We start from the raw sequence: 26,061 nt of genomic DNA, 5'->3' as shown, positions 1-26,061 counted from the left end.
GGGAGTGCATTTTGGGGGATACAAGGTGACGACATACAAAATAACCGGAGGACGTCTCGCGCGTTGTGGTTTGATTACGGGATTAGCCAGCGTGTTAGCGGCCTGTGGTGGCGATGGCGGCAGCAGTGCTCCAACCACACCGCCCCCGCCAGCCGCTAACCGCGCTCCAACTGTGACGCTTACAAACGTTCCCACAGAAATCCGTGAAGCAGACGCTTTATCCTTTGATATTTCCGGCTCTGATCCCGATGGAGACGCGCTCACTTTCACATTGGCCACGACGGCTGGGCCAGAGTTAAGCCTTTCCGTTTCCGGTACGACCGGTATGGGTTCAGCCCCTGCCGTGGATGCGGATACAACCGCAACGATACAGGTCACAGCCAGTGATGGTCGAGCCAGCGCAACGGCAACAGCGGATATCACAATTTTGAATAATGCCGCCCCGACCGCAATTCTGACAACCGGAGCGACAACTGTACGCGAGGGCGAAGTGATTACGGTCGACGCCTCGACATCTTCGGACGAAGAGGGCGACGTGCTGACATATAGATATACGATTACATCAGGCCCCGATATAGATCTTTCAGGCCAGACAGGATCGATGGCAAGTTTTACCGCACCGGATGTCGATACGGATATAGTCCTGACTGTAGACGTCAGTGTCGATGACGGCCGCGACGTCGCAGTGGAAACCGTCGACATCAACATTCTGAACAATAATGCACCCGTCGCCTCTTTGGTCGCGACGCCAGACGATGTGGATGAAGGAGTCGACGTCACGTTTGATGCGTCCGCCTCAACCGATGCGGAAGGCGACCCCCTCACCTTTACATATATTCAGATCGCAGGTCCCGCGCTCAATTTGGACGGAGCGGGTGAAACCTTTACGACCGAAGCTCCGGAGGTGGACACCGATCGTGTCGTCACACTGGAGGTCCAAGTTAGCGATGGCCGCGATGTTTCATCACAGCGCGTCGATATCAATCTACGCAATGTAGAGCAGACGCCCGCCTTTCCCGTCACGTTTGAAATCGACAAATCTTTGTCAGTTGACGGTGAATTATTCGCGATTGACGATGTTCTCAATCCCGGAAGTCAGGGATTGATTGCCGTAAGTGAAAGCGATGCCGGACCTGTTGGTCTTCGCGCTGTCAGGGTCAATGCCAGCGCCGATTTTATTGAGGGATCAACCCCGCTTATATCGCCCCAGTTCGAACGCGGATTACAATTGGAAGAAGGTCGTTTCGGGCTTTACTTCCTCACCGAGTCCGACGGTATCACTTTCCTGCAATTGGATACCTCAAACACCAGTGCAGCCAATTTTTCGATCACCGGCAAGCTTGATGTGGATGCAGCCTGTGCTGTGGAAATGGTCTCTGCAGGCTTTTCCAGCGCTGGCGGAGTCATTATTATCGGTCGAAAAGGCGGGGTCGATCTTTATAGCTATAGCTTGGCAGAAGCTGAAAACGGGTTTCTTGAGCCGGATTTCACTTCCTTGACACTCCAGAGCAGCATTAATGACGGTCATGATTATTGCGCCCTGACCCTTCCAAGAGCGTTGATTGCAAGTGGCAGGAATTCCAGCGCTACGGACTTTTTAGCCATTAGAGCCGAGGATTTCAGTATTCAAGGTTTCGAAATTCGGGACAATGAGGCCGGGATACTGACACTGACGCCTACATTTCGGATTGCAGAAACGGGCCTCGACCCAAACACGCAGAGTTTTGTAAAAGGCTTGGAAGAGATAAATTCGTTCGGCACCACAGCTATTATCGTCAGCGATGGCATGCGGGAAGGCAAACACAGCCTTCTTTATATCTTCGACCAATCGGACAGCAGAACACGACCTATGGTCGAAGATATTCTAATACGCACGGGTCACTGGTCATTGGGCGTTCCGACAGATTTAGCGGTGCGCAGGTTCGACGAGGGCTTTGAATCTTATCTGATTGTTGCGACGCCGGGCACACCGCAGGCTGTCGCCTTTCCTCGACCATTCTTTGGCGATCCGAGTGTGCCCTTAGACGCAACCTATCTCGAAGTCGGACTGGGCGCCGCTCTCGTTTACGCGACAAGATCTGTGTCAGGCTCTAATCGGGATAATGCGTTTAATGGATTGATTTTTGGCTATCCCGAAAAAGGTGAAATCAGACGTTTCGACGAAACCGATCCACCCGAATAGGCCGTGATGTAATTTATCCGGCTTCCATTTGTGCGAGACGGGCGGCTTGGTCTTCGGCAATCAAAGCATCGACGACGTCAGAGAGCGCGTCGCCCGCCACGATTTTATCCAAATTATAAAGCGTCAAATTAATCCGGTGATCCGTCACGCGGCCCTGCGGATAATTATAGGTACGGATCCGCTCGGACCTATCCCCGGAGCCGACTTGTCCCGCCCGTTCCTCGGCGCGTTCGGCATCCATGCGCTGCTTTTCCATATCGTAGAGTTTCATCTTCAACAGGCGTTCCGCATTGGCGCGGTTCATGTGCTGGGACTTTGCATCACAGACAACGACAACGCCTGTCGGGACGTGAGTCATACGAACCGCGGAGTCGGTCTTGTTCACATGCTGTCCGCCCGCACCGGAGGCGCGCATCGTATCGACGCGGACATCATTCATAGAGAAGCCCGTGTCGATATCTTCAGGTTCGGGCAGGACGGCGACAGTCGCCGCAGAGGTATGAATACGCCCCTGTGTTTCGGTGACGGGCACACGCTGCACGCGGTGAACACCGGATTCAAATTTCATTTTACCATAGGCGCCCGCACCGGAGACGGAGGCAACGATTTCCTTATAGCCGCCCATATCGGCTTCGTTCTCGCTCTCAATCTCGACCTTCCAGCCTTGCAAGGAGGCATAGCGCGCATACATGGCGTAGAGATCGCCGGCGAAAATTGCGGCTTCGTCGCCGCCCGTCCCCGCCCGGATTTCGAGCACGATGGAGGCGTTGTCATCCTTATCTTTAGGCAGGAGGAGGAGCGACACTTCCTTCTCCAATTCCGGCAAAGTGTCTTTCAGCGTTTGGATTTCTTCCTTCGCCATCGGACCCATTTCAGGATCGTCCAGCATAGATTCTAATTCTTCCATCTCCGCCCGCACATCCATTAGCTTTTTCACGCCCTCAGCAACGGGTCGAAGCTCGGCATAATCCTTGCCGAGTTGCACAATTTCATCACTATCCGTGGTCGCCCCCATACGGGCTGTAATCTGGTCGAAACGGTCAACGACTTGGGCGAGTTTTATATCTGGGATATGCATGAGCGCGGGTTAGTCTAGTCGAGCGATACGGTCAAACCCGCAAATACGGTTCGCGGGCGTCCGGGGAAGAAACGTTCATTGCCAAAGGCGAAATCCGCGCGGTCTGCATAACGGATATCGAAGAGGTTATCCATGCGCAGAGAAAACTGCAGCGCCTCGGTCAAATCAACCTGCCCGCCCAGTGTAAAAATATCATGGCCGGGATAGTCATTCGTATTGCCTGGATTGGTGAAATACTCACCAACATGGGTCCAGCGGAGATAGCCCCCCGCGCGGTCGCCATCATAGTGCAGCGAGAGATTACCCAGCGTATCGGGCGCCGTATCCACACGGTCGCCATCGGTGATATTATTGGCGGCACTGCCCACGTCTTCTGTGAAGTCATAAGTGTGACGGGCGAGCGTCCCTGCGCCGTTCAATGAAAAACCTTTGCCAAGCGATAGATCAAAACTCGCCTCAATACCTTCATGCCGGGTCTTGCCATTTACAACATTGAACCCATTCGCATTGCGGAAGAAGAAATTATCCTTCCACATTGTGAAACCCGTGATTTCAAAATTTCCGCGACCTAAGTCCCCACGCAAACCAGCTTCGAGACTGTCCAGTGTTTCAACTTCGGCCTCGCCCGGCACTTGGTTTTGCTGTGCGGAATAAAGATCAGACGTCTGTGGTGCGCGAGAACCTCTGGCTGCTCGGGCAAAGAACGTAACGTCTTCCAGATCATAGGTCAGGCCAAGCTTGGGCGTTAGGGTGAAATAATCATCGGTGCGGTCCGCCGCCCGAATGAAACGGCCCGACTGTCCTGCCTCGACCTGATTATCATAATCGTAGGACGTATATTCACCGCGTGCGCCGAAATGGAGCGTTGCGCGATCACCGATTTCAAAGTCTTTCGTCGCAAAACCCGCGAGAACAATCGCGTCAACTTCGTAATCATAGTGAAGCCCTTGAACGAAACTAAACCGGTTTGGATTCTCTTGAAATTCATATTGAAAACCGGATGTATATTCCGCGTCAACGCCTGCGCTCCAGCCATCTCCGTATAGACCGGATTTCAGACCGAAGCTCGTATGGCCGTTTTTATCCAGCGCTTGTCCGGGCACAAAATGGCGAAGGAAACGCTGCTGCGTACGACGGGCATAGGGTTGGAGGATCAGCGTACCAAGGTCAGTTTCGCGTTGCGCCTTGATTTGTCCGCGCAGGGCTTGCGTGTCGCGGAAGGCTTCGGGAAAGGCATTGGTCGTTATGAGATCGCGGTCGAGATAGGCGTCATCGCCTTGAAGAAATCCTGCCGTTTCTTGGTTCAAATTATTGAGGGCGATAAGGCTGGAAATATCCCAATTGCCCAACTGTATTACGTGTTGAACCGCCAGTTTTTGCTGGTCAAATCCGCTATCGTCGCGAAAGCCGCTATCATGTGAAATATCGGCAGAGACGCGCAAATTCTGCGTCACATCTGTAACCAGAGTAGTATTCACAAACCCACGACTGCTAGCTTGAACAGAGAACGTATTCTCGCCCCGACCCGGCTCTCCTAAAACGACATTAATCAAGCCATGCACAGCGTTGGAGCCATAATCTGCGGGGCCCGGACCTTTGAAAACTTCAATTGTATTCGCTAATTCCGTCGGAGCCTCGAGCAAACCATTTACATTGGCAAAGCCTGCCGCGCGAAGCGGCACGCCGTCCAATGTGTAGAGAAAGCTGCCAGCCCCCGCCCCGCCCGTCAGAACAGGCGAGCGGATCGCCGTCAGATGTTCCTGCCCCGAACCGCGGTGGATATTCACGCCCGCAACCGTGTTCAGAATTTCCGCCGGATGGGCGAGAGTCAGACCTTCGGGCGAGGTCGGAATGATGACATCAATTGTCTCGGGTTGCTCCGACGTCAATGACTGCACGCCTTTGGCGACAACAATATCACCGACTTCAAGAGGCATGATACCTAAAAGAATAACCTCTTCATCATACTCTGAGACTTGTGCAGCCGCAGGTAAAACTGAGACAAGCACCGCAGCGCTTGCGAGTAAAAATATTCTCATCTTTGGAAACCTTAATTCAGAGACGTTTTCGGCGGTGATGTTTTACCGCTGGTCTTCTTACGCGCGGGCGGCGCTTTTGTTCGAATTTCGAGCGGGACGCCCTGACTGACAATATTCAGATCGCGTTGCGGGAACGGGATCGGGATGCCTGCGGCCTCCAGTGCTTTATTGATTTCCGTATGAACAATATGGGTCATTGGTACACGGTCATCAAAACTACTAAGGAAGATGCGAATTTCGAAATCCAGAGAACTGTCGCCAAAACCCATGAAGAGGACATTGGGCGGCGGCGTCGATAGAACCTTTGGCAGGGTCTTCACCGCATCCAGCATGATCTCTCGCGCGGCATCCGTATCGGACCCATAGGCAATTCCAACATTCACGATCAGACGCGTGATCGAGGAGGACAGTGTCCAGTTCGTCACCCGTTCGGAAATCAGGGCTTCATTCGGAATCAGGATTTCAAGATTATCCAAATCCTTGAGCGTCGTCGCGCGGATCTTAATCCGGCTGACCGTGCCCGACTGATCGCCAATCGTGACATAATCGCCAATCCTAATCGGACGTTCAAATAGAATAATGAGACCGGAGACAAAATTCGCGATGATCTTTTGCAAACCAAAGCCGATACCAACAGACAGACCCGTCGCAATCCATTTCAATTGTCCCCATTGCAGACCCAATTGATTAAAACCGACAAAGATACCGACGGCGACGATAATATATCCCAAAATCGTTGTGACGGCATAGCGTGTTCCGGCATCCACACCGACGCGGTTGAGTACAAAAATCTCCAAGAAACCCGGCAGGTTTCGCGCCGCAATAAAGGTGAGCGCAACAATCACGCCCGCCTGCACAACATCCCAGAGCGAAACAATTTGTTCAATTGTATTGCCCTGATCATCCGTGCGGCCGGTGTCGAGCTTCCAAACTTCAAACCCGTCAAAAATAGACAGAGCGGGAACAAGAGAGGACCAGATCAACCAGAGTATGGCCGCAAATCCGAGCAGAACTGCCGTCTGTAAGAGCTTAGACGTTTGACGCGTCATCGTCGTGACATCAATTTCTTTCGTATCGACGGGCGGTGGAGGTGGGGCTTCATCACCGCGTTCTTCGGCGGCTTCCTTCTCGCGTCGGGCTTTTAACTCTGCCTCACGTTTTTCGAGGGCCTGGCGATATTTAATCTGTCTTTGGGCGACAACAATCGCCCGGCGAATGGCCCCGTAAATGACATAGGTCAGCAGGATAAGCCCGCCCGAAAGGAACATCCGCCAGAGTAGTTCATCCGCGCTCTCATAATAACCCGCAGCCGCCAAGCCGATCGAGATGAGCGGGAGCCCAACGATAACAAGTGCAATCGGTCCACGGAACCGGGCAATCGGTGTGTCAGGCGCGACGAAACCCACAATATCGCGGCGCTTCGCCCAGAGAACACGTATGGCAAAGACCATCATGGACAAGCCCGTTAAGATGAACACAAAAACGGAAAATCCTTCCGCAATATTCTGCTCCGTCATATCCCGAGTCACGGCCAGCAATGTCGACGTCGTCGCCACGACCGGAACAAACCACCGCAGATTCATCGCGATTGTCCGGCGTAGATTATCCGGCAATTTGAAATGGGCGTCGAACAGACCATTTTCCCGATCCCATCGAATCCAAGTCGCAAAAACAAAGTTGAACAATGCTAGGAACAGAAAACCATCTGCCAGCCCTTTAATCAGACGGTCTGGGTTTTCAGACAAAATATAGAGTAAGGCAATCAGGAGGAAGGCGAGCGAGAGTGGGAGAGAGTTAAATATGCCTGCCGCAATCACAGCCGGTGTATGCCACGCACTATCCTGTTTGACACGTCCCACCAACTTAGCGCGTCTATTTACATCCTCACGAATGGCGGGACGCAGACGGGCAAATAGGAAGATGACAACCAGAAAACCTAAAACAATGAAAAAGTAAGTCCTGGCCTGATTAATGAATTCAGACACAGCCAATCGCATATTTTCGACAGATAAGAGTTCCAACGCCCCCAGCATAACTTTGCGCGGGAAATCCTTATCAATGGCCGGGACGGACCGAACCCAGAGTAGATTTTCATCCAAGAGCAATTGCAGCTTTTCCGTCTTTTCCAATAATTCAACTTGGGCCGTTTCCAATTCCGACACATCATTAAACTGTGCCGTCGCCTGAGAAACAACCTGTTGGAGAAGGTCCCGTCTGGTCGTCAGGATATCATTTAACGCGTCGCGGTCCGTCTCCGTCAGATCGGGCAGAGCAGGCGCATCATCCCGTGCCGACTCCATCGCCACATCAATAGCAAAGGCCCCGACGGGCAGGGCGCGCAAATCTTCCTGAGCAATGATGCCCTGCCGTGTCGCCGTCGTCAGGGCGTCCCGTGATTCACGCAGATCCGCCCGGATACTGTCCGGAGAACGGACTTGTCGGCCCAGACGCCGCAAAACTTCACCGGCCTCCCGGTCCAAACGACCCCGCTCGACGAGTTTTTCAGCGGCAGAGAGGTTTCTCTCAACATCCAGTAATTGCCCGCGCACATTGGCCGTGCGTTGCGAGGTTTCCGGTGCAGTCTCGCCCTCCATGCCTTCGGGTTGTGCTTCCTCCTCGTCTCCCATCGGTACGCCCGCAAGCTCCGCGAGTTGATTGGCAAGGTCGAGATTTGTTTTCGCAAAACTCGCGACGAGCGGATGGCTTTCCGCGACGGCCTCGGCCTCAGCCGAAATCCGACTGCGTAAATCGCGGGCGTCTCTCACTCGTTTTTGTCCGGTTTGCTCGGCAATCAGCCGTACTTCACGGCGCAAAATTTGGGCTTCTAAATCGGCCACGGAACGCCGACCCGTTAGCAATTCCTGACGCAGGGGCAGAGTCGCAATTTCCTGTTCCAAGGCCCGAATTTGATTTCGGCGATACCACGCCCGCGCCCTCAATTCCGTGCGGCGTGTTTCGGACAAGGTTTCCAGCTCACCGTCGCCCAATGTGTTCAAGCGGTTTTGCAGATCTGTCAGCGCCGTGCGCGCCTCAGACAATTCCCGCGGTGCCGTGCTCTGTCGCGCCGTGAGGGTTTGCAATGTATCGTCAATCCCCTCCAAGCGGGACGTAACCTCGGCGAGATCCGATTGTCGCGCAATCAGGTCCTGTTCCAGATCAAACAATTCGGCTTCACTATTAGGCTGTTTCATAGGCTCTGGGTCACTCGCCAGCACATCGCGCAATTGGCCCAATTCACGGTTTATATCCGCCCGAATGGTCGCCGCATTTTCAACAGAGGTCGCAAATTGGGCGCGCCGTTCCGTTTGACGCGTGGCTTCAGCCAAGCGGTCCGCGGCGGTCCGCAGGGCAGTCTGCGCAACCTCGCGCTGTTCCTGTGAAAGGTCGACCTGATCCTCCAACGCCTTGATCCGTGTCTCCAAAGACTGCGCCGTAAAGGTCGGCTCAACCGCTGCCGGAATGTCCTGCGCCATTGCTGGCCAAGCGATGACCAGACAGGCCAAAAGACTAAAAATATGACGGAAAGCGACCATGTGCGTCTTGAACGACAAAGCGTCGGAAAAGTAAAGCAAAGCGGCACTTTGTTTCACATCACGCTCCCTTTGTGACGGGGTCGTCACTTCCCTTCTGCGCGGTGACGGGTCATAGGCGAGTTATGACGACGCCGCGCACCTATAGAAATCGATTGGTCCTGGTTTTAGCGGGATTATTGACGATCCGTCTGATTGGACTTTTTGTAGCGCCGTGGGGTTTGCACGGGGATGAAGCGCAATATTGGGCCTGGTCGCAGGATTTGGATTTCGGGTATTTTTCTAAACCCCCGATGATCGCTTGGGTTATTGCGAGTACGACCTCAATTTTCGGGAACGAAGAATGGGCGGTGCGCCTCGCCGCGCCCTTCCTCCATATCGCAACGTCCTGGATGATTTTCCTGACGGGACTTAAAATATTTGAAGCCCGGATCGGATTTTGGGCGGCCCTGATTTATACGCTTATGCCTGCTGTCTGGCTATCGAGTTTCATTATTAGCACCGATGCGACTCTGCTGCTGTTCTGGGTGACAGCGCTTCACGCTTGGGCCTGTTTGCGGGAGCATCCGACTTGGCCCCGCGCGGTTCAGCTGGGTCTGGCCATTGGACTTGGCCTCTTGTCCAAATATGCCATGGCGTTTTTCACGCCAGTTCTAGTCTTGGCCGTTCTGTTTGATGCGCCCACGCGTAAGGCTTTGCTCGGCCCGAAAGGTGGTGTCGCCGGGCTTATCGCCGTGGCCTGTCTTGCTCCAAACCTGATGTGGAACGCGGCCAATAATTTCGCGACGATTTCCCATACGGCGGAGAACGCAAACCTGCAGCAGGACCTGTTTAACCCGATGGAAGTTCTGACCTTTTGGATCGACCAATTGGGCGTATTCGGAATTGTTGTTTTCCCGATGCTCATTTTGGCGATTATTGCGACGTTTAAATCCAAACTCAGCACACCTGCGAAATGGTTAGCCGGATTTGCAATGCTGCCCCTGCTGGCAATTACACTCGAAGCCCTCCTCTCCCGCGCCAATGCGAATTGGGCGGTGACCGCTTATGGCGCAGCCCCTATTCTCGTCGCGCTATGGGCTATAGAGTCGAAAAAACGCATGACTTGGCTCAAGGGCGGTTTGGCCGTTCAAACGGCGGTCGTGCTCTTTGTCGGCTTGGCCGCTACCACAACTGCTGGCGTGGATGCGCTGGGTCTGGATAATGCGGTCAAGCGCCTGCGGGCTTGGCCTGAGACGGCGAAGGCCGTCGAGATTAAAGCCGCAGAGAAAGATTACGATTTCATCGCAACGGATAACCGGCTCGTCTTTTACGATCTGGAACATTACGGCGTCGGCGAAACGCCGCTGCGTATGTGGCGGTTAAATGCAACGCCGAAACATCATGCGGACCTGACAAAGACGCTGCCGCAAGGTGACGGCAAGATTCTACTCGTGTCTTATTATGAGAGTTTCGCAGATTATTTCCGCGAAGATTTTGAGGTGATCACGCCAATCGAGACGCTCGAAATTAATCTCGGGCCCAAAAAAACCCGCCGTCTCTATCTCTATGAAGCGTCGGGTTATTCAATCACGGAACGTGAGGATAGGACTTAGGAGTCACCCCAGAGCTTCTTGAGCGTTTTATCGCGGCGGCACCCTGTCCGGTAATAATTATAGCGAACCGGGTTTTTCTTGTAATAATCCTGATGATAATCTTCCGCATCGTAAAACGTCACGGCCTGTAAAATAGGTGTCACGATCTCAGCCGCAAAAGGTTTGGTTTCGATAATGTTTTTGCGGGAGGCTTGCGCCGCTGCCATCTGTTCGGGTGTGGCGAAGATCGCAGTACGGTAACTGCTACCCTTGTCGCAGAACTGACCGCGCGGGTCGGTGGGATCAACCGTCTTCCAGTAATGGTCCACCAGCTGACGGTAAGTTACGACAGTCGGATCAAAGATCACTTTCACGACCTCATAATGCCCCGTCTCTTTATAGGAGACAGTTTTATAATCCGGATTGTCCAATGTTCCACCCGAATAACCCGAAATAGCTTCGGTCACACCGGTAAGTTTTTCAAAATCCGATTCCACACACCAGAAACAACCACCCGCGATAATCATTTCGGACAAACCGTCCGTGCGGGTAATTTCATAGGGGGCTTGTGGGCCGGCGGTTGCGATCGCAACATTTGCGCTAGTTGTTATGTCAGATTTCTCAGCCGATTGCGCAGGTGCGCAGGCAGCCATGAGAAGGATAGATGTTGTTACAAATAGTGTTTTCATACTCATATCATTCATGAATTCCCCGCCGTGTTCCAATCACATTGGAGTGTAAAAGCTGTGACTTATTCTCGGCTTTTTTTATAGGCTGCGAGGGCTTTCTCTCTCGCCTCTTTGTGATCGACAATTGGTTTTGGATAAGTCTCGCCCAGTTTGACACGTGCATTATCCAAAACGTTTTTGGGCGCTTCCCACGGTGTGTGAATATATTTCTTTGGCAGATGTTTTAATTCCGGTACATATTTGCGGACATAATCCCCATTCGGATCAAATTTCTGACCTTGGGAGAACGGGTTGAAAATCCGGAAATAGGGCGCTGCATCCGCGCCACTCCCCGCGACCCACTGCCAACTCGCCGCATTTGATGCAGGGTCAGCCTCCAACAATGTATCCCAATACCAATCCTCGCCCACACGCCAATCGGTGAGCAGATGTTTGATCAGGAAGGACGCACAGACCATACGGACGCGGTTATGCTGCCAGCCCGTCTGCCAGAGTTGGCGCATCCCCGCATCGACAAAAGGATAACCCGTCTGCCCCCGCCGCCACGCTTCGACTTTGGCGTCCTCGCTATCCCACGGGAACGCGTCGAAATCGGATTTGTAATTCTCGCTGCCCAGCTTTGGATTATAGAAAAGAAGCACATAGGAAAATTCGCGCCAGCCAATTTCTGTCAGGAATTTGTCAGAGGTGTACTCATTGTCTTTCGTCGCATGCCAGATCTGGCGCGGCGAAATTTCGCCATGCGCAAGATGGGGTGAGAGTTTGGATGTCCCGGTTTCATCATCCGGACGGTCACGGGCTTCGGCATAATCCTCGACGGGGCCTGCGAGGAAGGAGTTCAACCGATCAGCCGCCCCCGCCTCGCCCGGCGTGTGATTCTCCATCATTTTCGAACCCCAATCCGGGGAGGTCGGGAGGAGCCCCCAACTGTCCAAATCATCACTCCCAAGATTGCCAGAATAACACGCCAATTTGCGCGGCGTTGGAAGAATTTCCGGCACGGCAAGGTCAGCCTTCGCCGCGCGCCAGAAAGGCGTGAAGACCTTATAATACCCGCCAGTTTTCGTTTTAACTTCCCACGGCTCGCTCAACAGATTTCCGTTATGGCTTTCGACGGTGAGGCCACGGTCTTTCAAATCGGATTTAATCGCTTCATCGACATCCCGCGCCTCTTCTTCATAGCGGCGGTTCCAATGAATTTCATCTGCGTCTGTGGCTTCAATCAGATCATCAATAATATCAGCGGCCTTTCCCTTGCGAAGGATAAGCTGCCCGCCCTTGTCAGAAATATCCTTCGAAAGCGATGTCAGGGAGTGGTGCAACCAAACCTGTTTCGCGCCGCCAGGTTCACGCCCCCCACCCTCTTCCAGAATATAGAGCAGGATGAGCGGTTTATCCCCCTGCCGCGCCTCATCCAGCGCGGGGTTATCAGAAAGGCGAAGGTCGCGGCGGAACCAGACGATGACGGGATTTTTATCGGACATGCTTTACTTACGCATGAGCCGCCGCCGCGTTCAAATTAAGTCAGGGTCGTTGCAGAAATATCGAACAGATCCGCCATGACGGATTCAGTTGTCGGCCAGCGGCCCGCGCCTTTGCCGCGAATGCGATATTGATCGCCATCGTCGAAATCGAAAACGGCATGGGCTTCCTCGCCCTCGGCCTGCGCGATGAAATTATTCTTTGAGAGGTCCTTGAGTTCCAATGCGCTGGAAAATCCGTTTCGGTCTTTCCAGATATTGGCGACGCGTTTCCACGCACCTTTGGCGGGGGCGTTGGGTGCGAAATTGTCAATCGTGTCCTGCGGGATATTGTCCAGCCCAATCGTCTCACCAAATCCCAGCAGCGCAATCAGGCGGATTTTCGCCGCCGCATCGGCGCCGCTGACATCACCTGACGGATCGGCCTCGGCAAAGCCCTTATCCTGCGCATCTTTGAGGGCTTCCGCATAAGACCGCCCTTTTGCGATTTCGTCGAGCATGTAATTCGTTGTGCCATTTAGCAGGGCTTGCACGCGGGTAATCCGGCCCGCTTCGCGTAGACACATTTCCAGCACGGGCATGCCGCCCCCCGCTGCCGAAGAAAAACGAAGCTGGGATTTATGCGTCACCGCGAAATCGAGCAGGTCCTGCCCCCCTGCCGCAATCGCCTGTTTATTGGCGGACACAACATGGACGCCGTTTTCCAGCATGGTCTTGGTGTGAGAGAGCGCAGGTTCAACACCGCCCGAGACGTCAATGAACACATCCGGTTTTGCGGCGAGTAGCGCGTCAAAATCTGTTGCGAGAAGCTCAGGCTTATACCCTTGATCAATATATTTATCCGGCGAACGTACCATGACCTTAACGATCTCGAACTGATCCGCATGCGCCTTCACACGGCGGAACACACCGCCGCCAACGACGCCCAGACCCATCATCGCAATCTTCAACTTTTGCGGCGACGGCGCAATTTTCATCGCACCTGTCGTCGGACCAACACGTGTGTAAGACGGCAGGCCGGGCGTCCCGACGCGGAACGGCACTTGCTGTTTCCGCGCAAAACCGAGCGCGCGCGGCGCGATGAGCGGCCCTGCGACGCGGGTCGCGTCGTCCCAGCTAATCTCCTCATAGCGTTTGGCCTCAGGATTGGATTTAGGGTCGACCTCGTAAATCCCGTCGACATCTTTGAGCAATACCGCTTCGACATCCAGTTGGTCGGCCACATAAAGCGCCGTCAAATCCGCCCCGCCATCGCCTAGCAACACCGCACGGTCTTTTTCACCAATGGCAACAAAGCCCGGCATGACGACGATATCGTGATCTTTCAAATCCTGTAGCAATTGCGGTGTGTCCAATCCGGTCAGGCGGGCCTCTGTAAAGGAGCCTTCCGCCGTCAATCCCAAATCCCGCGCTTGCCGGACAAAAGCGGGCGCGCCGATCCGTTCCAGCGCCAGTGCCAGCAGTGCAGCCGAGCGACGTTCGCCGAGCTGTAAGAGTTCCGGCAGGTTTTTCGCCTCGCCCTCCGGCCCTATGCGCCGCGCTTCCGCCATCAGGACATCCGTCTGGTCGCCCTGCGCAGATGTCACAGCGACAACGTTCTGTCCCTGACGATAATGACGGTAAATCTCGGACGCGGCCTGCGTATAGTCTTCAAGCGAATTGAGGACGCTATGGCCGAAATTTAGAACGATAACCGGAACGGGCATGATTGTGTCTCGTATTAATAAGCAACGCGGGCTATGCGGCCCGCCCGCAGCTGTCAATTGGAGACCTTTATGTCAGACCCCGATTTTGGCCCCCTACCGCAGGATGGTTCTATCTGGCCACGCCTTTGGCGGGGCATGAAATTGCGCTGTCCCCGCTGTGGCGTGGGAAAACTGTTCAAGTCTTACCTGAAACCCGTAGAAACCTGTTCGAACTGTGAAAAGCAGTGGAGCCATGTCCGCGCCGACCTCGCCCCTGCCTGGGCGGCGATGACGATTGCCGCGCATCTGGTCGTACTGATCTGGCATTTCTTTTTCTGGAATACGGGGATGTCGACCTGGATGTTGATTGCTCTACTCTGCGGTCTCGCCACTGCGATCGCCCTCATTGCCCTGCCGCCGATGAAGGGCTTATTTATGGCGATTATCTGGGCGAAGGGCACGACGGATAGTTAAATGGCATGATAAATGCCCCGTTTAAACTATGCCGTCCTATTTTGGACCGCAGGGACTTAACGGGAGCTGACCATGGCAGTCTTCAATAATCGCGCGGGCAATAATACCTTTCGGGGTACGGAGCCCAATTACGATCAGGTCAATTTTTACGGCGCATTGGAGGATTACACCTTCCGCATGAATGCGGATGGCTCAATTCGCGTTATTGAAAGTGGTGTCGCGGTGGACAGGTTGATTTCAATCGAAGGCCTATGGTTCGGCGGAGAGCAAGCGTGGTATTCCATGGAAGATGCGCTACGCCTGACGGCGGACCGTCCATTTGTAGATGCAGCAGGCGTTTTGACGGGAACGCTGGGACGGGATGTCCTGCGCGGAACGGATGGGGTCTCTGACACATTTTACGGCAATCGCGGCAATGACCGGATTATCGGCGGCGGGGATGAATATGACCAAGTCGAATATGATGGCGAACTGATCGAATATACATTTATAGAGCGCGCCAATGGATCACTGGTCGTGCGCCACCCGACTTGGGGGCAGGATGTCTTGACCGATATTGACGGGTTCTGGTTCACCCGCGAAGGCGCGTGGTATTCCGTCGAGGACGCGATTGCGATCACGGCGGACCTGCCGCGTTTCCGATTAGACGCCGATAATGTCCTGAACGGCACACCGTGGAATGATGTCATGCGGGCAGAAGCTGGCGGTACGAACTTCTATGGCGGGACGGGAGATGATATCTATCGCGGCCTCGCCAACAGCTATGACCAAGTGAATTATGACGGCGATTTTGACGACTATACCGTCACGTCCAATGCGAATGGGTCTGTCACACTCAGCCATGATGTCTGGGGCAGTGATACACTCTTCGATATTGACGGGCTCTATTTTAACGGCCCGAATGGTGGCTGGATGAGTGTGGCGCAGGCGCAAGGCTCAAATGTTCAAACGGCGGTCGCGCCCATCGATTATGATCTGGACGCCGAAATTTTGCAGATTGCCGAAATAGAGTTTGATCTGAATATAGACATCGCGCTCTAACGCTTGACGCGGCAAGGCTTGCCGCGCATATCGCCTAACATCATCAAGACCAACGGAGGGACAGGCCCTGTGATGTTGGGGCAACCCCATTTATTGGACGGTGCCAAATCCTGCAACTTGCGAGGCAAGCGGCGAAGATGAGGAAAAGCGGCACGGCCCGCCCCCTCCCCTTCACCTCAGTCTGCGATGGAAAGGCGATCATGGCATCAGGCCACGACATAGAGATTGATCTCGGCACGCATGTATTGGAACGCGGCTGTGAAATCATGGATGATGTCGTGCGGGGGCGTGTCTATGGCAATCCCGATGGGCCGGTCATTATTGTGCTCGGCGGCATTTCCGCGACACGCTTTGTCTGTGACGGCGGGAAACTGGATCGCGGTTGGTGGTCACGTCTGGTCCGCGAAGGCGGCGCGATTGACCTGAACAGGTTCAAAGTCATCGGCTATGACTTCGCGCCAAATGATGGCGGGTTGAGCTGTCCGGAAACCATCACGACCACGGATCAAGCCGCGCGATTGAAGGCCTTGCTCGACAGTCAGAAAATCAAAACTGTGGCCGCCATTATCGGCAGTTCCTATGGCGGGATGTGCGCCCTGGCCTTTGCCCGCGATTATCCGGAGAGGGTCGAAAACCTCTGCATCATCGGCGCGGCCCATCGCCCTTATCCCATTGGCGTCGGCTGGCGCGGGATACAGCGCCGCTTGGTCCGTTTAGGACTGGATGCCGGACAACCGGAAGCCGGCCTAAAACTCGCCCGTGAGCTTGCCATGACGACCTACCGCACACCCGAAGAATTCGCGGATCGTTTCGACCTCGAAGAGACCGCCAAGGGGCGCTTCGACATTTGCGATTATCTCGGCAGTCGCGGCGATGTCTTTGCCGCCAATATGGACGCGAGGCGCTTCCTCGCCCTCAGTGAGTCCATCGACCTACACCGCGTCGAGCCAGAAAGTATCACAACGCCAACCCTCCTGATGACAGCTATCTCAGACCAACTCGCGCCTTTGCCAGATATGCGGGAATTGCGGGATAGGCTCGGCGGGAAGAGCGAGCTCTACACGTTCACGTCGCTCTACGGCCATGATGCGTTCCTGAAGGAATATGACGCGATGGACCCGAGATTGGCAGAATTTTGTAACGGCCTAGTGTAGGATGGAGATAATATTTTCTATATTTGAGATAATAATTAAAAAGAGAAGCTATAGATCTCTTTTCGTATTTTTCTTAGCTTTGTATGTCTCGCTGTCTATTTATGCGTTTGTAAGTGGCGTCTTTGAGGATGAATCATTGTCGCAAGTCTTTAAGGTCCTAGCTCCCATTTGCTTGGTCTTATCTGCATTTGGAGCAGCAGCTTGGAAATTTGTGACGTGGAGAGCACGTCAAAGCTTTGAATATTATCAGGGTAAACAAAAATGAGAGCACTCATTAGTTTCCTCTGGCTGACAGTTCGCTGTGTCACCTTTCTCTGGATGATAATCACAACTATCATTCTTATACTCTTTGCTGTTGGGACTGAAGCGGAAGGTTATAGCTGGGCTGAGCGTCTTCAAATTGCGGCCCTTTATGCCGGATATGCTGCTGTTATTTTTGGGTTATTATTGGCGGTATGGATTTTCTATCGGACATGGAAATCTAATCAAAGAAATCGAAAAATTCTGTCAAAGCGACAAAGTCTAAAAGAGCGATAATGTTGAATCAATTAGGACAAATGCTTTCAAAAAGCTCGAAATTATTTTTCTGGCTTCTTCTATGCCTGACAATAATTTTACTGATTATCACTCTCTGTTGGAGGCTAAGCGGATATGAGCCGAATGGTGCAGTCGGAATTGTTGTAATCGCTTTATTTTTCGGGGCACTCATTTCTGGAACAGTTATTATAGTTCTTTACGCAATTTCCCGCTCTTTCAATTTCGCTTATAAATCTGACCCTGATTGGAAGTCTGATGACTGACCCCAAAACCAAAATCGTCCAAGCGCAGATCGGCGCTGACCCCGCCCATGGCTCGGTTCCGCCGCCGCTCTATCTCTCCTCGACCTATCTCTGGCCCAGCCCGTCGGAGAAGGGCATTTATGATTATGGGCGGACGAATAATCCGAACCGCGACGGATTGGCCGAAACGCTGGCCGAGTTAGATGGCGGCGCGGGAGCGGTTGTCACATCTTCGGGGATGTCTGCGCTCGACCTAACGCTGAACTTGATTCAGGCGGATGACCTCGTGATTGCGCCGCATGATTGTTATGGCGGAACGCACCGCCTGCTGACGCACCGCGCGGAACAAGGTCGCATTCGTGTCGAGTTTATAGATCAATCGGATGAAAAGGCTTTACAAGCCGCCCTCGCGAAATCACCTGCCCTCGTCATGATAGAGAGCCCATCAAATCCCCTGATGCGGGTCGTGGATGTAAAGGCGATCTGTGCGGCCGTGAAAGCTGCAGGCGCGATCAGTGTCGTCGACAACACATTCCTTTCGCCCCTCCGCTTGCGCCCGTTCGACCTCGGTGCGGATATCGCGGTGCAATCGACGACGAAATATATCAATGGCCATAGCGATATTATTGGCGGCTGCGTTGTGGCGAAATCGGAAGACCACGCCGAAAAACTCGCTTGGTGGGCGAATTGTACGGGCGTCACGGCGAGCGCCTTTGACTGTCACCAGACCCTGCGCGGATTGCGGACCCTAGCCCTGCGCCTCGACGCGGCGGAAGCCAATGCGACCGCGATAGCAAAATTCCTCGACACGCAGTCACAGGTCAAAACGGTTTACTCGCCCGCTCTCCCCTCGCACCCGCAATATAAGATCATCCAAGCCCAACAATCCGGACCCGGTGCGATGCTATCTTTCGAGATAGAGGGCGGCTTGGACGCGGCCACGCAGTTCTGCGAAGCCCTCTCCATCTTCAAACTCGCGGCCTCGCTCGGCGGTGTCGAGAGTCTCATCTGTGTACCTGAGACCATGACCCATCGCGGCATGGCGGAATCTGCGCGGCGCGAAGCTGGAATTAGCGACGGTTTGCTGCGTCTTTCCGTAGGTATCGAAGCAATAGACGACCTTTTGGCCGATTTGACGAAAGGATTTTCTGCCGTTTCATAATTTTGCGACTTATATTGACTGCAGACTGACCCAATTTTCCGCAGTTGACGCAAATTTTTCGCTTGAGGGTGAGCGCTTGACTCGTTAACCGACACTCGCTTTAAGGATAGATATGAACCCGTATCAGGATAACGAGATCAAAGTGAAAGTTGCGACGCGTCAGCAGACGGTCTCCAACGACACCGCCCTCATCGGCGGACTGCTTCTTCTCATTCTTGTATCGGTCGTCGTCCTGATTGGGCGACCTGCGGGACTTATGTGAAGGAAACATTCCTAGCATGAACCACCCGCTCCGAGAGGAAGCGGGTTTTTTTATGTTTGGGACTTGGGATTGAATATGTCGAAACGAAGTGATGCCATCGTCAAAGGACCCAGCCGCGCCGCCGCACGGGCGATGTTGCGTGCCACGGGTATGGATGACGAAAATTTTGAAGGCCCAATCATCGCCCTGTTCAATACATGGACGAATATGGGGCCGTGCAACATGGACCTCGATAAGCTGGCCGTTCCCGTCCGTGCCGGTATCCGTGCTGCTGGGGGCACGCCCGTCGATTTCAATTCAATCGCCGTCAGTGACGGTATCACGATGGGCAGTGAGGGTATGCGCGCCTCCCTGATGTCCCGCGAAGTCATTTGCGATTCCATTGAACTGGCCGTGAAGGGTCACTCTTTGGACGGCGTGATTATTCTCGTGGCCTGTGACAAAACAATTCCGGCGGCGGGTATGGCGCTCGCGCGGATGAATATTCCCGGCGTTGTCCTTTATGGCGGCTCCATCATGCCCGGCCATCACAAGGGCAAAGACCTGTCCGTGCAGGACGTGTTTGAAGCCGTCGGCGCCTGTGCCGCAGGTATTATTGACGACGCGGAATTAAAAGAGATTGAGAAAGCCGCCTGCCCCGGTGCGGGTGCCTGTGGCGGTCAATTCACGGCCAATTCCATGGCCATGGCCATGACCTTTCTCGGCCTGTCCCCCATGGGCGCGAATGATGTCCCCGCCATTGATGAGGACAAACATAAGAGCGCCTATCGTGCCGGACAAATTGTGGTCGATTGTGTGAAAGAAAACCGTCTGCCCCGCGAGATGATCACACAGAAATCCCTGATGAATGCCGCGATTGCTCTGTCCGCGACGGCGGCCTCGACCAATGCGATTTTGCATTTGCTCGCCATTGCGAGTGAGGCCGAAGTCGAAGGATTTGAGATTGACGCCTTTGACGCCATCTCCCGCTCCACCCCCGTTATCGGCGATTTGAAACCCGGCGGGAAATATATGGCCTTTGATCTCTATGCCGCCGGCGGGTCCGGCCTGATCGGGCAGCGCCTCGTTGAAGCGGGCATGATTGACGATCAGCCGACTGTGACCGGCCGCAGCCTGTTTGAAGAAATTCTCGATGCCAAAGAGACTGACGGTCAAGACGTCGTTCGTACATTTGACGACCCCGTAAAATCGCGCGGGGGGTACGGCATTCTTTATGGTGACCTCGCGCCGGAAGGTTGCGTCGTGAAATTGGCCGGACATGGCGCGCTCTTCTTTGAGGGCACGGCCCGCGTGTTCGAATCCGAGGAAGCCTGTTTCGAAGTCGTGCAAAATAATGGAATCAAAAAAGGCGATGTCGTCATCATCCGCAATGAAGGTCCCGCAGGCGGCCCCGGTATGCGGGAAATGCTCGGCGTGACAGCCGCCCTCGTCGGACAAGATCTTGCCGATCATGTTGCTCTTATCACGGACGGCCGTTTCTCCGGCGCGAGCTACGGCTTTGTCATCGGTCACGTCGCCCCCGAAGCGGCGCATGGCGGACCCATCGCCCATGTGCGCGACGGCGATAAAATTACGATTGATGTTGAGGCGCAGACGATCAATGTCGCGGCTGACCTCGCGGAACGGGCCAAAAGCTGGACGCCACCTACGCCCAAATATCCCTCCGGCGCATATGCCAAATTCGCCAAACTCGTCGGCTCCGCGTCCAAAGGCGCGATTACCTCTTTCCCATTTAAATAACTCTATTCCAGACTCTTAAGGACCACCATCATGTCATCACTCGATATCTATTATGATAAAGATTGCGATCTCTCGATCATCAAGAAAAAGAAAGTCGCCATTCTCGGCTATGGCTCGCAAGGTCGCGCCCATGCGCTGAACCTGAAAGATAGCGGTGTGGACGTTGTTGTCGGCCTGCGTCCTGACAGTTCAACGAATAAGAAAGTCATCGCGGATGGGTTGCCTGTCAAAGCGACAGCCGATGCCGTCAAAGGCGCGGATGTCGTGATGGTCCTGACGCCGGACGAGTTGCAAGCCCGCATTTACCGCGAAGATATTGAGCCGAATTTGAAAGAGGGCGCCGCCCTTGCGTTTGGTCACGGCTTTGCCATTCATTACGGTCAAATCGCACCGCGCCGCGATCTGGATGTTATCATGATTGCGCCCAAAGCGCCGGGTCACACGGTCCGGAACGAGTTCGAGAATGGTCGCGGTATTCCCGACCTCATCGCCGTGGCACAAGACGCCAATGGCGGACACGCGCTGGAAGTCGCCAAATCCTATGCCTCCGCCATTGGTGGTGGCCGCACGGCCATCATTCACACGACTTTTGGCGACGAGACAGAGACTGACTTGTTTGGTGAGCAGGCCGTTCTGTGCGGCGGTGTCGTGGAACTCATTAAAATGGGATATGAAACTCTGACCGAAGCCGGTTATCCGCCGGAGCTCGCCTATTTCGAATGTCTGCATGAGACCAAACTCATTGTCGATTTGATTTATGAAGGCGGCATCGCCAACATGAATTATTCGATCTCCAATAATGCGGAATATGGCGAATACGTCACGGGCGAAGCTGTTATCAATGACAGCTCCCGCGAAGCCATGCGCACCGCGTTGAAGAATATCCAGAACGGCGATTACGCAAAATCCTTCATCCAAGAAGGCGCGCTCGGCTATCCCAGCATGACAGCCCGTCGTCGCAATACGGAAAAACATTCGATTGAAATAGTCGGCGCAAAACTCCGCGAGATGATGCCGTGGATTTCCGCGAATAAGATCATCGATAAGGATGTGAATTAGAGTATTTTTCTGCAGGTAAATTTACGCAAACTGAGAAAACACCATGACCACAGCCACACAATTTGACCGTCAGCAGACAGAAATCCTCGCGGATCGCGAGCCGAAATCCGGCTCTAAGCTTCTGCTGGAATCAATTGCGGCTCAGGGTGTGGATCTGATTTTCGGCTATCCCGGCGGGGCGATCATGCCCGTCTATGACGAATTGCCGAATTACCCGCAACTGCGCCACATCCTCTGCCGGCACGAGCAGGGCTGCGGCATGGCGGCAATTGGTTATGCGCGGGCGACGGGCAAAGTCGGGACAGCCTTTGCGACCTCCGGACCAGGTGCCACGAACCTCGTCACCGCGATTGCGGATGCCTATCTCGACTCTGTGCCCGTGGTCTTTGTCACGGGACAGGTCCCAACAAATTTGATGGGAACAGACGCCTTCCAGGAAGTCGATATTATCGGCATCACCATGCCGATTGTGAAGCACAGCTATATCGTGCGCGACCCGGCGGACCTGCCCGGGATGATTGCCGAGGCCTATTTCATCGCCGCAGAAGGTAGACCCGGTCCCGTGCTGATCGATATTCCAAAAGACGTCCAAAACGCCCTGACAACGCAGCGTCATAAATGGCGACCCTACCCGAAGCAAAAGCCGGAAATGGGCCAGAGCGCCGAGCTTGAAAAAGCGGAAGCACTGATGCGCGATGCCAAAAAACCGCTCTTCTATATTGGTGGCGGTGTGGCTCAGGGTGACGGCGTGGCGGAATTACGGGAACTCGTTGAGCGCACCCAAATTCCGGGGGTCTCAACCCTGAAGGGTCTGGGCGCCCTACCATCTGACCATCCCAATTATCTCGGCATGTTGGGCATGCACGGATTAAAAGCCGCCAATTTCGCGGTGCAGGAATGTGACCTGTTAATCGTTGTCGGCGCGCGTTTCGATGACCGCGCGACAGGCAAACTCGACACTTTCGCGCCGGATGCCAAAGTCATTCATATGGATATTGATGTTGCGGAAATAAATAAACTCCGTCGCGTGAATGTCGGCCTCGACGGAAGCCTCAAGAAAAACCTCGCCGCGCTCGACCCATTTGACGGAGGCGCCGCGCCGAATATCAGTGAGTGGACCGAACTCTGCTATGGCCGTCGCACGGAACATGAATGGGATTATGCGGGCGCACAGGCCAAAGCCTCACCCGGCGTCTATGCGCCGAAACTATTGCACGATCTCTCCCGCCGAGCGGATGATAGCGCCATCTTCACCTGTGATGTGGGCCAGCATCAAATGTGGGTTGCGCAACATTGCTATTTTGACGAACCGAAAGACCACATCACCTCCGGCGGTCTCGGCACGATGGGCTTTGGCCTGCCCGCAGGCCTCGGCGCAAAACTCGGTGCACCGGAACGCACCGTCATTACGGTCTCCGGTGACGGCTCCATCATGATGAATATTCAAGAACTTGCCACGCTGAACCGCTACGGCATTCCGCTCAAAATCGTCCTGCTGGATAATTCCGTGCTCGGCATGGTGCGGCAGTGGCAGGAAGTCTTTTTTGACAAAAATTATTCCGAGACAAATTTGGATGACAATCCGGACTTCGCATTAGTCGCCAAAGCGTTTCAAATCGATGCGTTCACCGTCAACACAGCCGACGAAATGGATGCCGGAATTGACCGCCTGCTAAAAACAGACGGCCCCGTCCTCATGCACGTGAAAATCGATCCGAACGAGAATGTCTGGCCATTGGTCCCACCCGGTCGGAGCAATGCCGACATGATGGAGCGGTAGCGGTGTCTGAAATCAAACGATTTTTCACTTCGCCATGGCTATACTCTTTTCTGGCGGTCCTGTTTGGGATTGTCGGCCTTCTCATAGTATTTTCTTATCATTTTGTCTTAGGAATGACATTTGATGTCGACGATAAACTCGGATGGAAGTTCTGGTCGATAGTCATTATTCTATCCGTAGGCATTCCAGTTTGTTTAAGTCTTATTCCTATCTGGCTATACAAATCTGTTTCTAAGAAATTAGTGTCATGACTTGTCTCACCCCCATAAAACCGTCCATACCAGCAAAGGCTGGTATCCAGAGCTTATCACCGCGCATGACGCTCTGGACCCCAGCCTTCGCTGGGGTGATCGGGACAAATGGTAATGTCTGGCTGCTCGTCCCGCCGGGGTGGAGCAATGCTGACATGATGGAGCGATAGGTGTCGAATAGGAAAAAGAAAATTGTTATTGGGTCATTCCTAGTGCTCGCGATAGCAGCAGTTGCTTTTGGAATGATATTAATGTCGATTTTCAACGACATTTCGCGAATGGAAGAGGGCGTAAACTATCAATTTAGCTTAGCAAACAATATTGTTTGGTTTTTAATACTTGTTCTACCACCTTTTTTAGTCGCGTTCTTTTGTATACGTAAATTATATAAAATTAAAAAAAAATCTAAAACACCATGACGCAAATCCAACTCACCATCCCGTCCATATCAACGAAGGCTGATATCCAGCGCATGACACGACGCATGGCGTTCTGGACCCCAACCTACGCTGGGGTGGACGGACATGCTTGGATAAACGGAAATAATGATGGGGCGGTAGAGTGAGCAGGTTGAAAAGATCGCTCATTGGTGTGGGCTTACTTCTAGCAACTGCTGTTATTTATTTTGCGGCTTTCGACTGGTTGTGGATGCAAGGATTGTATTATGGAAAGCAATATCCAATTTTTGAAATAATTTTGATTGTCAGCACCATTTTGGGAGCAGGCTTCGGCATAATTATGCTCATGAGTATTTTTATCAAAGACAGATCATGACCGAATTTTACCCCACTACCCTGCTGATATCAGCGAAGGCTGATATCCAGCGCTTGTCACAACGCGCGGCACTCTGGACCCCAGCCTTCGTCGGGCGGACGGATTTGTGGGAGCTGTAAGATGAGCACCACACTCATACGACTGGGGCTTTTCCTCTCTGCACTCTGGCTGACATATTACAGCCTGCGAGCTTTCATCGTGGCTGTCTTAGCGCCAAAAGACATGGATATATCTGCGTTCTCCGGCCTTATGTCTTCCATCAGTTCATTAATGCTGGGCGTACCGCTTATCATCATTCTGTTATGGGCCATGCATAATTTAAAACCCTTTCGGTGGATCAATGATCTGACATTTGCATCCATCATCAAAGACGTCCTGATTGTCGCCATCATTGGATTGATTGTCAGCTCAGCCGTCTATTTCAAGCAATCAGCGCCGTATCTACCGAATGTAAGCTCCAGTCAGTTTTTGGCCTTCATCAGATTGATGGATTGGTTGCCCTATACAATTGCGGAACTTTCCCTTCTCGCCTTTGCCTATTTACAACTGAAATCAAGAGCCAAAGGCCGGAAAATGGCGGAGTCATAAATGACAACGGATTTGAAAATTATTCGTAAGCTCCTCCTAACCATCAGTTTTCTTGCGATTGGTCTGGTGACAATTGATTTCGTCATGTCTTTTATTAATCGGTCCGGGCGACCCTTTTGGCTGGAATTAAATTTTTATGGATTGGCTTTAGCACTGCCTCTCATCGGTATTTGGCTGGCGGGGAGGATTTCAAGAAATGATTTTCTCGTGTCTAACTTTCAACAAAACTTGTTTCGTATCTTCGCCGTCCTCTCCAGCTTGGCCTTAGCCTTTCAACTGGTTGAAGCCGTTGGGTCTCTTGCAAACGGCTCTGGATCCATCATCCAGAACGTCAGGTTCATTTTGACGAATAGCCTTCTCATTACACTCCTTGCGGCCTGCACGCTCTGGCCGATGGACACTCAAACACTCGAAACAGTGGAGGACATTTTCGAATGACCGAACTCCAACGTGATAAAACTTTTGCGCCGTCCGGCGTTTCCGGCAAGCTGAAGGTCGTGCTGCACGATGTCAGCGGCACGCTGATCCGGGCGCTCGGTACGATTGAACGGCGCGGTTATGATTACCGGGATGTCCATTGTACGCAGCGTGTGGACGGTGATTTTGATTTGCTAGTCCATGTCGAGGATACGGGCGGTCCGAATGATCTGGATACGCTCTGCCTGCAATTGGAACGACTTTACAACGTCGTCTCAGCCGAGAAAGTGGGACGACGTAAAAGAGCAGAGCGAGCCTAGCG

At 53.4% G+C, this 26,061-nt stretch carries 22 protein-coding genes and 1 riboswitch; of the genes, 16 read left to right on the top strand and 6 right to left on the bottom strand.

What is annotated here, in order from left to right; translation table 11 throughout:
- The first annotated feature begins 25 nt into the window (after nt 1–25).
- Complete coding sequence (locus ACP9M6_RS04975) at nt 26–2,182, top strand: hypothetical protein (protein ID WP_427454048.1); 2,157 nt, start codon at nt 26–28, stop codon at nt 2,180–2,182.
- Nucleotides 2,183–2,195: 13 nt separating this feature from the next.
- Here ACP9M6_RS04975 and prfA read toward each other — a convergent pair whose 3' ends face one another.
- From prfA to ACP9M6_RS04960, 3 genes are read right to left on the bottom strand one after another with little or no spacing between them, the layout of a single operon-like run.
- Entirely contained in the window at nt 2,196–3,260 is a 1,065-nt protein-coding gene (prfA, locus tag ACP9M6_RS04970; RefSeq protein WP_427454046.1) for a peptide chain release factor 1, read from the bottom strand.
- A 14-nt stretch (nt 3,261–3,274) separates the two neighbouring features.
- On the bottom strand, nt 3,275–5,299 hold the full coding sequence (locus ACP9M6_RS04965) for a TonB-dependent receptor (protein ID WP_427454045.1): 2,025 nt from the start codon (nt 5,297–5,299) through the stop codon (nt 3,275–3,277).
- A gap of 11 nt (nt 5,300–5,310) precedes the next feature.
- Entirely contained in the window at nt 5,311–8,889 is a 3,579-nt protein-coding gene (locus tag ACP9M6_RS04960) for a mechanosensitive ion channel domain-containing protein (RefSeq protein WP_427454043.1), read from the bottom strand.
- A 65-nt stretch (nt 8,890–8,954) separates the two neighbouring features.
- Here ACP9M6_RS04960 and ACP9M6_RS04955 point away from each other — a divergent pair, with 65 nt between their 5' ends.
- Nucleotides 8,955–10,424, top strand: coding sequence for an ArnT family glycosyltransferase (locus tag ACP9M6_RS04955; protein WP_427454041.1), 1,470 nt, complete (start codon nt 8,955–8,957; stop codon nt 10,422–10,424).
- On the opposite strand, the gene msrA is transcribed toward ACP9M6_RS04955, so the two are convergent.
- From msrA to ACP9M6_RS04940, 3 genes are all read right to left on the bottom strand, one after another.
- A complete protein-coding gene (gene msrA, locus ACP9M6_RS04950) occupies nt 10,421–11,092 on the bottom strand; it encodes a peptide-methionine (S)-S-oxide reductase MsrA (protein ID WP_427454039.1) in 672 nt (223 codons plus the stop codon). The two genes, ACP9M6_RS04955 and msrA, sit on opposite strands and share 4 nt — an antisense overlap.
- A gap of 62 nt (nt 11,093–11,154) precedes the next feature.
- Nucleotides 11,155–12,576, bottom strand: coding sequence for a cryptochrome/photolyase family protein (locus ACP9M6_RS04945; protein WP_427454037.1), 1,422 nt, complete (start codon nt 12,574–12,576; stop codon nt 11,155–11,157).
- A gap of 35 nt (nt 12,577–12,611) precedes the next feature.
- Nucleotides 12,612–14,279 carry a homoserine dehydrogenase gene (locus ACP9M6_RS04940; protein WP_427454035.1) on the bottom strand — a complete coding sequence of 556 codons (1,668 nt, stop codon included), beginning with the start codon at nt 14,277–14,279 and terminating at the stop codon, nt 12,612–12,614.
- Nucleotides 14,280–14,348: 69 nt separating this feature from the next.
- Here ACP9M6_RS04940 and ACP9M6_RS04935 point away from each other — a divergent pair, with 69 nt between their 5' ends.
- The 14 genes from ACP9M6_RS04935 to ACP9M6_RS04870 all read left to right on the top strand — a co-directional run bounded on the left by ACP9M6_RS04935 (nt 14,349) and on the right by ACP9M6_RS04870 (nt 26,059).
- Nucleotides 14,349–14,732 carry a DUF983 domain-containing protein gene (locus ACP9M6_RS04935; RefSeq protein ID WP_427454033.1) on the top strand — a complete coding sequence of 128 codons (384 nt, stop codon included), beginning with the start codon at nt 14,349–14,351 and terminating at the stop codon, nt 14,730–14,732.
- A gap of 72 nt (nt 14,733–14,804) precedes the next feature.
- Entirely contained in the window at nt 14,805–15,773 is a 969-nt protein-coding gene (locus ACP9M6_RS04930) for a hypothetical protein (protein ID WP_427454030.1), read from the top strand.
- Between the two features lie 37 nt (nt 15,774–15,810).
- Nucleotides 15,811–15,917: riboswitch (SAM riboswitch) on the top strand.
- Nucleotides 15,911–16,927, top strand: coding sequence for a homoserine O-succinyltransferase MetX (gene metX / locus ACP9M6_RS04925; RefSeq protein ID WP_427454027.1), 1,017 nt, complete (start codon nt 15,911–15,913; stop codon nt 16,925–16,927). (Overlaps the previous riboswitch by 7 nt.)
- 261 nt (nt 16,928–17,188) lie before the next feature.
- Entirely contained in the window at nt 17,189–17,464 is a 276-nt protein-coding gene (locus tag ACP9M6_RS04920; protein ID WP_427454024.1) for a hypothetical protein, read from the top strand.
- Nucleotides 17,465–17,719: 255 nt separating this feature from the next.
- Entirely contained in the window at nt 17,720–18,868 is a 1,149-nt protein-coding gene (metB, locus tag ACP9M6_RS04915) for a cystathionine gamma-synthase (protein WP_427454021.1), read from the top strand.
- A 112-nt stretch (nt 18,869–18,980) separates the two neighbouring features.
- Nucleotides 18,981–19,130, top strand: a complete 150-nt coding sequence (locus ACP9M6_RS04910) for a hypothetical protein (RefSeq protein WP_427454018.1) — start codon at nt 18,981–18,983, stop codon at nt 19,128–19,130.
- Between the two features lie 75 nt (nt 19,131–19,205).
- Entirely contained in the window at nt 19,206–20,870 is a 1,665-nt protein-coding gene (locus ACP9M6_RS04905; protein WP_427454016.1) for a dihydroxy-acid dehydratase, read from the top strand.
- A gap of 30 nt (nt 20,871–20,900) precedes the next feature.
- On the top strand, nt 20,901–21,929 hold the full coding sequence (gene ilvC, locus ACP9M6_RS04900; RefSeq protein ID WP_427454014.1) for a ketol-acid reductoisomerase: 1,029 nt from the start codon (nt 20,901–20,903) through the stop codon (nt 21,927–21,929).
- 43 nt (nt 21,930–21,972) lie between these two features.
- Nucleotides 21,973–23,709 carry an acetolactate synthase 2 catalytic subunit gene (ilvG, locus tag ACP9M6_RS04895; RefSeq protein WP_427454011.1) on the top strand — a complete coding sequence of 579 codons (1,737 nt, stop codon included), beginning with the start codon at nt 21,973–21,975 and terminating at the stop codon, nt 23,707–23,709.
- 247 nt (nt 23,710–23,956) lie between these two features.
- A complete protein-coding gene (locus tag ACP9M6_RS04890) occupies nt 23,957–24,130 on the top strand; it encodes a hypothetical protein (RefSeq protein WP_427454009.1) in 174 nt (57 codons plus the stop codon).
- 600 nt (nt 24,131–24,730) lie between these two features.
- A complete protein-coding gene (locus ACP9M6_RS04885) occupies nt 24,731–24,853 on the top strand; it encodes a hypothetical protein (RefSeq protein WP_427454007.1) in 123 nt (40 codons plus the stop codon).
- A 1-nt stretch (nt 24,854) separates the two neighbouring features.
- On the top strand, nt 24,855–25,322 hold the full coding sequence (locus ACP9M6_RS04880) for a hypothetical protein (protein ID WP_427454005.1): 468 nt from the start codon (nt 24,855–24,857) through the stop codon (nt 25,320–25,322).
- Entirely contained in the window at nt 25,323–25,760 is a 438-nt protein-coding gene (locus ACP9M6_RS04875; RefSeq protein WP_427454003.1) for a hypothetical protein, read from the top strand. It begins immediately after the preceding gene.
- Nucleotides 25,757–26,059 carry an ACT domain-containing protein gene (locus ACP9M6_RS04870; RefSeq protein WP_427454000.1) on the top strand — a complete coding sequence of 101 codons (303 nt, stop codon included), beginning with the start codon at nt 25,757–25,759 and terminating at the stop codon, nt 26,057–26,059. Before ACP9M6_RS04875 ends, ACP9M6_RS04870 begins: the two co-directional genes overlap by 4 nt.
- Nucleotides 26,060–26,061 lie beyond the last annotated feature (2 nt).

The sequence above is a fragment of the Litorimonas sp. WD9-15 genome (genome assembly GCF_050271975.1).
Taxonomy (GTDB): Bacteria; Pseudomonadota; Alphaproteobacteria; order Caulobacterales; family Maricaulaceae; genus Litorimonas.
The sequence above is the reverse complement of the archived record's forward strand: the minus strand, read 5'-3'. Positions and strand labels throughout refer to the sequence as shown.